The organism is Chitinibacter sp. ZOR0017, assembly GCF_000799095.1.
GTDB lineage: Bacteria > Pseudomonadota > Gammaproteobacteria > Burkholderiales > Chitinibacteraceae > Chitinibacter > Chitinibacter tainanensis.
The window spans coordinates 45,507-57,502 of the sequence record NZ_JTLG01000016.1 but is presented as its reverse complement, the minus strand read 5'-3'; the positions used below and the strand labels follow the sequence as shown (position 1 = coordinate 57,502).

9 protein-coding genes and 3 tRNA genes are annotated in these 11,996 nt (G+C 54.2%); 7 read left to right on the top strand and 5 right to left on the bottom strand.

Annotated features, from left to right (window positions below):
- The 7 genes from L991_RS05035 to L991_RS05010 all read left to right on the top strand — a co-directional run bounded on the left by L991_RS05035 (nucleotide 1) and on the right by L991_RS05010 (nucleotide 6,458).
- A tRNA-Pro gene (locus tag L991_RS05035) sits at nucleotides 1-76 on the top strand.
- A 22-nt stretch (nucleotides 77-98) separates the two neighbouring features.
- Nucleotides 99-175, top strand: a tRNA-Arg gene (locus L991_RS05030).
- A 30-nt stretch (nucleotides 176-205) separates the two neighbouring features.
- Nucleotides 206-281 (top strand) — tRNA-His (locus L991_RS05025).
- 211 nt (nucleotides 282-492) lie between these two features.
- Entirely contained in the window at nucleotides 493-945 is a 453-nt protein-coding gene (locus tag L991_RS16885; RefSeq protein WP_081986545.1) for a very short patch repair endonuclease, read from the top strand.
- Nucleotides 946-975: 30 nt separating this feature from the next.
- The gene (dcm, locus tag L991_RS05020; RefSeq protein ID WP_047392970.1) at nucleotides 976-2,190 is read left to right on the top strand and encodes a DNA (cytosine-5-)-methyltransferase; all 1,215 of its coding nucleotides are present in this window, start codon (nucleotides 976-978) and stop codon (nucleotides 2,188-2,190) included.
- A complete protein-coding gene (locus L991_RS17450) occupies nucleotides 2,187-4,121 on the top strand; it encodes an McrB family protein (protein WP_197053815.1) in 1,935 nt (644 codons plus the stop codon). The genes dcm and L991_RS17450 overlap by 4 nt, the downstream gene beginning before the upstream one ends.
- Before the next feature lie 15 nt (nucleotides 4,122-4,136).
- Nucleotides 4,137-6,458, top strand: a complete 2,322-nt coding sequence (locus L991_RS05010; protein WP_052190630.1) for a restriction endonuclease-like protein — start codon at nucleotides 4,137-4,139, stop codon at nucleotides 6,456-6,458.
- Nucleotides 6,459-6,521: 63 nt separating this feature from the next.
- On the opposite strand, the gene L991_RS05005 is transcribed toward L991_RS05010, so the two are convergent.
- Genes L991_RS05005 through L991_RS04985 form a run of 5 tightly spaced genes read right to left on the bottom strand, consistent with a single transcriptional unit; the run spans nucleotide 6,522 to nucleotide 11,922 of the window.
- Nucleotides 6,522-7,730 carry a chemotaxis response regulator protein-glutamate methylesterase gene (locus tag L991_RS05005; RefSeq protein WP_047392967.1) on the bottom strand — a complete coding sequence of 403 codons (1,209 nt, stop codon included), beginning with the start codon at nucleotides 7,728-7,730 and terminating at the stop codon, nucleotides 6,522-6,524.
- A gap of 8 nt (nucleotides 7,731-7,738) precedes the next feature.
- Complete coding sequence (locus tag L991_RS05000) at nucleotides 7,739-8,845, bottom strand: chemotaxis response regulator protein-glutamate methylesterase (RefSeq protein WP_047392965.1); 1,107 nt, start codon at nucleotides 8,843-8,845, stop codon at nucleotides 7,739-7,741.
- A 20-nt stretch (nucleotides 8,846-8,865) separates the two neighbouring features.
- On the bottom strand, nucleotides 8,866-9,672 hold the full coding sequence (locus L991_RS04995; protein WP_047392962.1) for a protein-glutamate O-methyltransferase CheR: 807 nt from the start codon (nucleotides 9,670-9,672) through the stop codon (nucleotides 8,866-8,868).
- 15 nt (nucleotides 9,673-9,687) lie between these two features.
- On the bottom strand, nucleotides 9,688-10,260 hold the full coding sequence (locus tag L991_RS04990) for a chemotaxis protein CheW (protein ID WP_051258902.1): 573 nt from the start codon (nucleotides 10,258-10,260) through the stop codon (nucleotides 9,688-9,690).
- A gap of 12 nt (nucleotides 10,261-10,272) precedes the next feature.
- Complete coding sequence (locus L991_RS04985; protein WP_047392960.1) at nucleotides 10,273-11,922, bottom strand: methyl-accepting chemotaxis protein; 1,650 nt, start codon at nucleotides 11,920-11,922, stop codon at nucleotides 10,273-10,275.
- Between the last annotated feature and the right edge of the window lie 74 nt (nucleotides 11,923-11,996).

Sequence of the window (11,996 nt, the reverse complement as noted above, 5' to 3'; positions counted from 1 at the left end):
GGGGCGTAGCGCAGTCTGGTAGCGCACCTGGTTTGGGACCAGGTGGTCGTGAGTTCGAATCCCACCGCCCCGACCAAGAGACACACAAAGTATTGAATGTGCCCGTAGCTCAACTGGATAGAGCAACGGCCTTCTAAGCCGTAGGTTACAGGTTCGATTCCTGTCGGGTGCGCCAGCACACAGCGGCAGATTTCAAGGTTTTGTGGTGGCTGTAGCTCAGTTGGTAGAGTCCAGGATTGTGATTCCTGTTGTCGTGGGTTCGAGCCCCATCAGCCACCCCAAAGATAAAAAGCCCAGTCTTCGGACTGGGCTTTTTTCATTCCCGGCCAAGAACAGCCAGTAGGCAAATAGTAGGTATATTCAGTACGCCCCCTACACTATTCTTGCCTGCGCACTGTAATCGATCCAGAACAGCGTGGAAGCCACACTTCCTGCAAGCCCGAAAAATGTGTCTAATGACAGGCTTGATAGAGACACTGACCATAAACCGGCATGGACATTGTTACTCCACAAAAACGTTCGGCCATGATGTCCGGCATTCGTGGCAAAAATACAAAACCCGAACTCCTGGTCCGCTCCTTTCTGCACGCACAGGGCTTCCGTTTCCGCCTGCACAGAAAAGATCTACCCGGAGGCCCTGATATAGTGCTACCGAAATACCATGTATGCATTTTTGTACACGGCTGCTTCTGGCATCGCCACCCTGATTGCCGCCTGGCAAGCACACCAAAAAGCAGGCAGGAGTTCTGGGAGCCGAAATTTGCTGGAAATGTAGAACGTGACACCCGTAATCAGGCAGCGCTGCTTGCCAGTGGCTGGCGGGTAGTCATTTTATGGGAATGCGGCTTGCGCAAACCAGGAATTTCCGGATTAACCTGGCTGCCCGAATGGATTTTAAGCAATGAATTTGCTGTAACCTGGCCCGAGCGACCAGATTCACACTAATGAAGTTATTACAATTTTGCATGGATAATCATGAGTCTTTTTATTACCCAAATTGAGCAGCAGCTTTCGAACCTTGCGGAGTCTTATACGCAGCAAGGCAGCGACCTAAAGGCTGTAATTCATCATTGGGCACATGCAATTGCTGCAGGCAGCACGCCAATAGGTGAGCCACCAACCTTGGAGATAATTAAAACCCTCCAAAATGCGCAACTATATACAAACAAAGATGAGTTTCGCCACAAACTATACAGCGAAATAGTTTTCCCTCCCCCTTCGGCGCCCAAATTCCATTTCATCGATCTTTTTGCAGGTATTGGTGGTTTCCGGCTTGCTCTACAGGAAGCAAATGGCGCGTGTGTCTTCAGTAGCGAATGGGATCGTTCGGCACAGCAAACATATTTTAACAACTACGGCGAATTGCCATTTGGCGACATTAGAGCATTTACAAATGACAATATTAGCGACGAGCTACTAAATAAACTAATCCCAACCCATGAAATTCTTGCCGGAGGATTTCCATGTCAACCATTTAGCCATGCCGGAGTTTCTGCCAGATCAGCAGTTGGCAAGCAACACGGTTTTGAATGTAAAACCCAGGGTACTTTATTTTTTGATATTATGCGTATTGCATCTGTAAAACGCCCCAAGGTTCTACTACTTGAAAATGTACGCAACATCCAAAGCCATGACCAAGGCCGCACATTTAATGTAATAAAATCAGAAGTTGAAGAACTTGGCTACGACTTTAAATTCAAAATCATTGACGCCTCAACCCTAGTACCACAGCGGCGTTTACGATGCTATATGGTTTGCCTCAGAAAAGACTTAAATGTCAATTTTGAATTTCCAGACTTCACAGGAAATTCATTACCATTGCGTACAATCTTAGAGGAAAACCCGCCCAGCGATTTCACAATCTCAGACCGTCTCTGGCAAGGTCATATAAACCGTACTCAGCGCAATCTGGAACGAGGCACTGGTTTTACTGCGTTCACAGCTGATATTGACAAACCATCAAATACTCTTGTTGCTAGGTATGGCAAAGATGGTAAAGAATGCCTTATCCCGCAAGAAGGGAAAAACCCAAGACTATTAACACCTAGAGAGTGCGCACGGCTCCAAGGGTACCCAGATAAATTTGTAATCCCAAAAGCAAAAACACCCGCATACAAACAATTTGGCAACTCCATAGCCGTCCCTGTTGTTTCTAAAATTGTAAACAAATTAATCATGGACTTAATATGAGTTTTGAAGATTTTTGCAAACAAGTAAGCGCCCTGGACGAACAAACGATCGCAGTAAGCAATTCACTTGCAATCAATTTTAGCAACAAAAACGGCAAAGTTTTTTCTGTTGACCCCGTGGTACTTGTCGCATTTATTAATGCCCTACAAGAAAAACATGAAGATTTCCTAGCCATCTGGAGGGCCACGCCATCCAGAGGAGATAACTTCACTTCCTATGAAGAAAAATCATATCGTGAAATATTCAAACTAGCAGGAAGTTTAGAAGGTTTAACCATCATTGCTTCCCTTGGTGGAAGCCAAACTAGCCAGCTAACCAGAGTAATATCAAAGCTAATTTGCTACTATGGCAAATTTAACTACCAAAACATCAAAGACAACACCTTCTTTGACAGAGACTCGACAAGAATAGCTTTAAAAAATATACCCAATCAATTAACTAGCTTAACCGAAGATAAAAACAATCGCACAAAAAAAACAAAACCTTTAAACTTTGAGTCATGGTTAAAAAACAATGGCGCATCAGACCGAACCATTGCATCGTATACAATTACGGTACCAAATAAATTTGACGCTCTAACTGGAAGCAACGAATCCAATTCAAGCATGCTATCTATTCGTTCACTTTCAGATCTTGATAGACTATCTACCCAAGTTCGCGGACTGGACGAATGGAAAACTGCAAATACCAATGGAAATGGTATGTACGATGCGGGCCTAAATAAATACAAGGCATATCTCCAAGAAATACTTACAGATTCACTCCCACTACCCAAACCTCTATTACTCTTAGCCGGCATTTCCGGCACGGGCAAAACCCGTTTTGTCCGTCAGCAAGCCGAACGCACTGCGATACCAGGCTCCAGCAATTTCGAGCTGATCCCTGTCCGGCCGGACTGGCACGAGCCTTCCGATCTACTGGGCTATGTATCGCGCATTGATGGTACCCGCTATGTGGCGACGCCGTTTCTGCAATTTATGGCGGCCGCCTGGCGCGATGCGGCGATGCCGGGGGCGGCTTACCAGCTTAAAGATCCAGCCGAGATGACGCCATTCTGGGCCTGCCTGGACGAGATGAATCTGGCGCCGGTCGAGCAGTATTTTGCCGATTATCTATCGGTGCTGGAAACGCGGGCATGGTGCGATGGCCATTACAGCAGCGCGCCGATTTTCGCGCCGGGCAAATTACTGAAATCGGCTAACTCCGCCGTATTGGACCAGCTGTGCAGCGATCTGGGCCTGGCAGGTGAGGTATGGGCCGGGCTATGGGACTACTTCATTGAGCATGGCATGCCGCTGCCGCCGAATCTGATTGTGGCCGGCACGGTGAATATGGATGAAACCACGCACGGCTTTTCGCGCAAGGTGATCGACCGCGCTTTTACCATCGATTTTGGCGAGTTTTTTCCCAACGTTTATGCAGATTACTTTGAGCCCAAGCAACAGCCAGTCACACTGGGCTTTCCGCTGGATTCGCAGATTGCCAATGCCGATGAGCTGGGTGATGTTGCTGCCGATCCGGATGGCCAGCGCAGTATCGAGTTCCTGCAGGCGGTGAACGTATTACTGAAGGGCACGCCTTTCGAGCTGGCATTCCGCGCGCTGAACGAGCTGCTGGTGATGCTGAAATGCTTTTCGCCGCAAACCGATGCCCAGCTATACGCGGTGTGGGATGATTTTCTGATGGCCAAATTGCTGCCACGGCTGGAAGGCGATGAGGATAAATTGCAGGCCAGCGGTGACGATAGTTTGCTCGTCAAACTAAAAACCGAGCTCACCACCCGGTTTGCCTCGTCAGCATCACGCCCGGATCTATTTAATATCCAGCTAGCGGACGGCAAGTCACCCGATATTCCGTTCCGCTCTCTGGGCAAACTGGGCTGGATGCAAGACCGGCTGTTGCGCGATCGCTTCACCAGTTTCTGGCCCTGATCACAGGAAGTAGCAATGCCGGATTTACTCAAACTGGAAACCGCCGACTGGTCACTGAATGTCTGGAGCAGGGATATCGAGCCAGCTCAAAAGCAGCTGGCCAGCACGCTGGCTGCACGCCAGGTGAAGCGGGAAGTTACACGTATACGGCTGCAGCCATCAAAATTCAAGGCCTGCATCCCTATACCCTGCATAAATGAACATGAGCTGCACCTGTGCGAGCCGGTTTTTTTTGAGAACCGCAGCTATGAATTCGAGTTTGCTTTTTCGGCCAACGTGGACGAGGCAGAAATCCGCCACCGGCTCTCCGCGGTCTGCGATGCCTTCCGTTTTACCAACAATTCGCTGCGCGGCACGCTAAACACCGGCAATGATATTGGCTGGCTACGGCTAGGGCTGCGGTATCGCCGCGCGGGCGTCTGGCAGGATGCGGCGATTGCGCTTGAAGTATTGCCGACCAAGATGGTGATGGCCGATGATCTGCAGCAGATCAATACCGCCATTGATGAAACCTACCCGCTGTGGCGTTTTGCGCTGGCGCAGAAAACCGATGTCGAGCTGGCCCAATCGCGCCAGCCGTTTGAGCGTTTCCCGCTGCTCTGGCTGGCCCAGTTTGCCGCGCTGCGCGAAGCCTTACTAAAAGAAGTCCGCTATATCTGCAACGCGCCACATAACCGCCTACAGGAAACGGTACGCGCAGTCCGCGCCGAACGACTGCACGGCCGGATCAACCCCGGACTTGAAGAGCGAGTGGCAGAGGCGGTAAAAAACGGCGAACTACATCTGCGTTTTCAGACTACCAGCCGCCGCCTCTCGGTCGACACCCCTGAAAACCGTTTTATCCGCATGGTGTTAGAGCATTGCACCCGCAGCCTTGCGCGTTTTGCGGCCAGCGCACAGCGGCATAATTCGGCGCCGGACCGAGAAAGGATTTCATCGGCTTTTTTTAACGAGCTCTCGCAATGGCAGCAGCAGATCAGCCAGAAGCTGGCGCACCCGCTGTTTGGCGAGGTTGGCAAATTTGATGGCATGGCGCGGGAATCGCTAGTGTTACATCAGCGTGCAGGATACGCTGGGGTTTACCGCATCTGGCAGCAACTGAAACTATATCTGGATCTATTCGGCCGTAATGCATCGGTGTCGGTCAAACCGGTATCCGAGCTGTATGAAGTCTGGTGTCTGCTGGAAATCCGCAGGCAGTTGCAGTGCCTTGACTTTGTCGAACAGGACAGCAGCAAGGCGCTGCTGCGCGAAAAGAATCTGGAAAAAGAACTGATTGATGGCATGGGCGCATCGTTCGTTTTTACCCGGAGCGACGGCATCAAACTGCACCTGGCGCATGAGCCGATATTCAAAAAGCCCGGCAGCCAATACGACCGGATCTATTCATGGAATGCGATCCAGAAGCCGGACATTGTGCTCAAAGCCACCTTCCCCAATGGGGAATCAATCATCTGGATTTTTGATGCGAAATACCGGATTGAAACCGACGAAAAAACCGGCCACGATCTGGCGCCTGATGATGCGCTGAACCAGATGCACCGCTATCGCGATGCACTGATTCATCTGGGCGAACCGGTTGACGGCATAGCCCCCAAAAGCCGCCCGGTTGTGGGCGCCTATGTACTCTACCCGGGCTGGCATACCGATCAGCATGATCCGGCCGACAACCCCTATCACGCGGCAATTGAGGCGGTCGGCATCGGCGCCTTTCCCGCCTTACCGGGGCAGGCCAATCAATGGCTGGCGTCTTTTTTACTCGACCACCTCGGCAGCAAGCCATCCAGCATTGAATACCGGATCGAAGCGCCGGATGAGCATCTGGCCCGCGACTCGGTGCGCATCGCACCATCCGGCCTGCAGCTGCGCCGGTCAGCCGAACTGGTACTGGTCGCCCAAACTGGCGGCGGCCGCACACCCGAATATCTGGAAGGCTTTCGCAATGGCACCGCCCGCTGGTATCACATCCCGGCCGAAACGCTTGCCTTGCGGCAGACGCCCGAAACAGTCATCAATGATCTGCGCTTTTGTGCCATTGCGGTGACGTCAGCCGCCGGCCAAGCCGAAATCAGCTACATATTTGATATCCGCTCGGTCCGGCTGGTGCAGCGGCATGAGATTTCACCGGCACAGGCGGGCACGACCAAACCGAGCGCTACGGGCATGTACTGGCTATTCGAGTTGGGGGCGGCACATCGCCGCGCGGTGATCAGCGTACCGTTCGCACTGGGGGGACGTCGATTCAGCTTCTGGATTACCGAGGTGGCTGATCTGCTACATCCGCCGCCGGGTGAACCGAGGCCGGGCAGATACAGCTATCTGTATGCCGGCGGGTGATGCCGCATTGCCACATTGCCGCAGCGAGAAAACGGCGAGTCCAGTCGCCGCAGCGCGGAGCAACTAATGCACCGCCTGAATCAGCGGCACCACCTGCCCGAGCGCCACCACCTGTTGCGCTGCGCCTAGGGCAATTCCTTCTTTGGGCATGCCAAATACCACGCAGCTTTCTTCATCTTGCGCATAGGTCTGTGCACCTGCCTGGCGCAATTCAAGCAGGCCACGGGCGCCATCGTCGCCCATGCCGGTGAGCAAAAATGCCACCGTATTGTGCCCGGCCGCAACCGCCGCGGAGCGAAACAGCACATCCACCGATGGGCGATGGCGCGTGACCAGCGGGCCATCAATGACTTCTACGTAATATTCATTGCCATTGCGCCGCAATAGCAGATGCTTGCCCCCCGGGGCTAGAAGCGCCAAACCGCGCCGCATCCGGTCATTATGCTGCGCTTCGCGTACTTCGATCTGGCTGAGCATATCCAGCCGATCGGCAAAGCTGGCGGTAAATTTTTCGGGCATATGCTGCACAATCGCCAGCGGCGGGCAGTCTGGCCGCAACTGCGGCAGAATCTGTTCGAGTGCTTGGGTGCCGCCGGTGGAAGTGCCGATCACCACGATTTTGGGCGTGGCAGGCACCTGGGCCTTGCTGGCTGGGGCGGGCAGCACCGCATCGGCGGTGAGCTTGGGCGCTACGCGCCGCTCTTGCGCACCACGGGCCAGCGGGTCATCAAAAGCAGGCATAGGGGTGGCGGGTATAGGCCTAGCAGGCAATACGGGATTGATCTGCGGCGGCATACTGGCAGGGCGACGCAAGGCAGCACTATCGTGTTCGGGCAAAGGCGGTAAGTTCAGCTTTTGCACCTTGGCCTGGGCAGCGGCGCGAATCGCATGCACCAGCTCGGTACTGCTGGCGTGCATAAAATCGCGAAAACCAATCGCCGGTTTGTTGATCACGCACAGCGCCCCCGAGGCCAGCGCCAGCAAGCTGAGCTCCACATTCCGCTCGGTCAGGGCCGACATCACAACCACCGGCGTGGGTTGCTCGCTCATAATGCGCCGCAAGAAAGTAATGCCATCCATACGCGGCATGGCGATATCCAGCAGCAGCACATCGGGCCACTGCTTTTGCATTTTGTCGTAGGCAAACAGCGGATCAAAGGCGGCACCAATCACCGTGATATCGGGCTCGCGCTGCAAAATCTCGCGCACCACCTGCCGCACAATCGCCGAATCATCGACGATCATTACTTTAATTGGCGCCGCGCGGCTCATACCAGCCCCTAGCCGTAGCGGTAAATCGATTGCGCGATTTGCGCCAAAGGCATCACCTCAGCCGCGGCCTCCAGCTTAATGGCCTCTTTGGGCATGCCAAATACCACGCAGCTTTTTTCATCTTGCGCGATGGTGTGCGCGCCGGCTTCACGCATTTCTTTCAGACCCTTGGCGCCATCATCGCCCATGCCGGTCATGATAATGCCCAGCGCATTGCGCCCGGCCGATTTCGCGGCGGAGCGAAATAGCACATCCACCGAGGGGCGATGCCGACTGACTGGCGGGCCATCAATCACTTCCACATGATAAAACGCGCCGCTACGCTGAATGGCCAAATGCCGCCCCCCGGGGGCAATCAGCGCGCGGCCCGGCATAATCCGGTCGCCATTGCTGGCTTCTTTAACTTCAATTTGGCAAATTCCATCCAGCCGGCGGGCAAAGGCGGCGGTAAATTGCTCGGGCATATGCTGCACAATCGCAATGCCCGGGCTGGTTTTGGGTAACTGGGTCAGCACGAATTCCAAGGCCTGCGTACCGCCGGTGGAGGTGCCGATGGCCACTATCCGCTCGGTGGTGCGAAACACCTCATGCCCGGTGGGCGCGGCCAAAATCACATCGGCCGCCAGTTTTTCCCGAATCGTGGGCAGGGCCCCTGTGTCTGCCGTGGCGGTGGCAGGCTTCGCGGCTGGTGCTTCGGGCTGGCGCAAACGATTAACCCGCGCCACCGAGGCCGCGCGCACCGCATCGATCAGCATTTTGCGGTTTTCTTCGAGAAAACCTTTGACCCCCGCCATGGGCTTGGCAATCACATCTACCGCGCCAGCCGCCAGTGCCTGCATACTGATATCGGCGCCTTTCTGGGTCAGCGATGAGCAGATCACAATCGGCGTGGGGCGGGTGGCCATAATGTGTTTTAAGAAGGTAATGCCGTCCATCTTGGGCATTTCCACATCGAGCACAATCACATCCGGCCAGCGATGCTGCAGTTTTTCCTGCGCCATGATCGGGTCATGGGCCACATCGATAATCTGGATATCCCCCGCGCTACTGAGTTGTTGCCCCAATACCTGCCGCACCACGGCAGAATCATCTACCAGCATTACTTTGATGGTCATGGCGCCCCCTGGCCCCTTGGCTACGCCCGCTTGCGATAAATACCGGCCTGCACCAGATCTAATGGCAATTGAAACCCGGTTAGGCTTTCCGAATGGCTCACCAGCAAATAACCGCCGGGGTGCAAGGCATCGATGCAGCGAAGCAGTACTTTGTTTTTAGTCTCGATATCAAAATAGATCAGCACATTGCGCAAAAAAATCACATCAAAGTGACCTAGGTCGGGTAGAGATTCATTTAAATTCACCAACCGAAAATCCACCCGTTTGCGCAGCGCCGGCATGATGCGCAAGGTGTGGAGCTGCGCGCCCTGCCCTTTTAAACAGAAATCACGCAGATAGGCCGGCGGAATCCCTTCGCAGCGGCTCATCGGGTAATGGCCTTGCTGCGCTTTGGCCAGCACCGGCTGGCTGATATCACTGCCCAGCAAATACCAAGTGCCCTGCAGGCCTAAAAAGTCGCTGAGCATCATGGCAATGCTCCAGACTTCTTCCCCGGATGACGATGCGGCGCTCCACACCCGCAAGGCGCGGCCTACCGCCTGCGGCGAGAGCAAATAGTGCTTAAACCATTGAAAATGCTTGGGTTCGCGAAAAAAATACGTTTCATGCGTGGTGAGCAAATCGAGCGCCAATTGGCGCTCGGCTTCCTCGCTGCTAGCGAGCAGCGCACGAAAATAGGCTTCAAAGGTATCAATATTGCGCGCCTGCAGCCGCTTGATCAGCCGCTGATGCACCAGCGTTTTTTTCACCTCGGTGAGATTCACGCCGGTGCGTTCGCGCAGCCATTGCTGGTAGCGCACAAAAGTAGCGTCGGTTAGCACAGGCATGGGCAGCAGGCTCGCTTAATGGCTCACATGCTCCTCGGCAGCGGACTCGGCCACGTCCAGCGCGGTTTCGTCCAGCATGGCCAACTGCGCCATTTCCTCAACCGACAAGGCGCGGCTTAAATCCAAGAGCACCACAAAGCGATTTTGCACCTTGGCCATGCCGGCAATGAAATCCGAACGGATGTGATTGCCAAACTGCGGCGCAGGCACAATATCGCCATCGGCAATCGCCAGCACTTCGTGCACCGCATCCACCAGCACGCCAAAATACTGTTGCTGATCATCATGCTCAATCTCGATGATCACCACACAAGTACGGCGGCGTACCGTGGTTTCCCCTTTGCCAAAGCGCAGCGACAAATCAATCACCGGCACCACCGCACCGCGCAGATTCATCACCCCGCGCACAAAATCCGGCATCATCGGCACTTGCGTCATTGGCATGTATTCGAGGATTTCCTTGATCGCCAGAATCCCGATGGCGAAAGTCTCGCCGCAAAGCTGAAAAGTCAGATACTGCGAGAGATCAAGGTGCGCTTCCTCCTGCTGGACGCGCTCCTTGCTGGTTTTTAAGGCTAAAGCTCCCATGACACACCTCGCCTAGAAACGGGTGAATTCGGCGTCATCCAGCTCGCCACCTGATTTGGCGCCATAGCTATGCGCTTTGCCGCCGCCCTGCCCGCTGCTGGCTTTGCGGCCAGCCCCGCCGCGGCGCCGCCCGCTATTGCCGCTCTCATCGAGCTTGAAGAAAGATACCAGCTCTTGCAGGTTTTCCGCCTGGCTGCTCAGCTCTTCCGCCGTAGACGCCAGCTCTTCGCTCGAAGCAGAATTTTGCTGGGTGGTTAGATTGCTTTGCTGTACCGAGGCATTGACTTGATTCACGCCGCTGGCTTGCTCGGCTGCGGCGGCAGCAATTTCCTGCACCAGATCGGCCGTTTTGGTGCTGGAGCTAACCATTTCTTCCAGCAATTCGCCGGCGCGCTCAGCCAGTTTCACGCTGCTGCTGGCCACTTCGCCAATATCCTGCGCGGCCACCTGGCTGCGCTCGGCCAGCTTGCGCACTTCTGCCGCCACCACCGCAAAGCCCTTGCCTTGCTCACCGGCCCGCGCCGCTTCAATCGCGGCATTCAGCGCCAGCAGATTGGTCTGGTAGGCAATATCGTCAATGATGCTGATTTTTTCGGCGATCTGGCGCATGGCCGCCACGGTTTGCCGTACGGTATCGCCGCCATCGGTGGCTTCACGCGCCGCTTTGCTGGCAATGCCTTCGGTGATGCGGGCGTTTTCACTGGTTTGGCTAATCGATGAGGAGATTTCTTCCACCGAGGCCGAGGTTTCTTCGATGCTCGCAGCCGATTCGGCGGCGGTTTGGGCCAGCGATTGCGAGGTAGAGGTGAGCTGAATCGCGGCCGACGAGACATTATCGGCATTGGCCTTGATATCGCCCATCAACGAGCGCAGCTTATCGATGGTATTCGAAATCGAGGCGGCCAAACTGGTGGTGTCGCCCGGGCGCAACGAGATATTCACCAAGAGATTACCAGCGGCTACTTCGCGCATCACATCGCTCACATAGTGCGGCTCGCCCCCCAAGACGCGGTTGAAGCTGCGCACCAAGAAGAACACCACGCCAATCGCCACCACAATGGCAATTGCGCCGACGACGAGCAACTGAAACAAGGCTGTTTCATAGCTTTTCATCGCAGCTTCAGATTCTTCCTTGTTTTGCTTCACTTCCATCTCTGCCAGTTTTTGTACCACGGCATTGAGCTTGTCATAGGCCGGAATAGCTTTAGTAAGCATATATTCCTGAGCTTTTTCCGCTTCATTATTGCTACCCAGCTTCGCCACCTCATCGGAGGTCAGTTTGTACTCTGGAAGGAGTGTCTCTACTTGCGTCGCCTTTTCTCGCTCATCTGCAGAGCTAGATTTAGTCATCAACTCCTTAAATGTGCTGTAGTGCTGTTCAAAGCGCGTTTTACTGGTTTGATAGGCTTCGTTTGCCTTATCCAGCAGCTGCTTATCAGACATGATCACCATATTCCGGGTTTGAAAACCGGACTCCTGCAACGCGGTAATCATTTCGTAGGCGCTGACCATCTTGGCGTTGTTCACCTCGGCAATCATGCGGATGTTTTCGTTCAGCTTGAGGTAGCCGGCAATCGCCACCACCACCAGCAATACCATCAGGGCCAAGACACCACCAAAACCAAGCAACAAGCGGGTTGCTACCGTCATTTGCTTATTCATTTTGCACTCTCCGTACTCAGGATGGGTATCTACCGCAACCCTAATGTTTATAATGCTTTCACACCTATACCCAA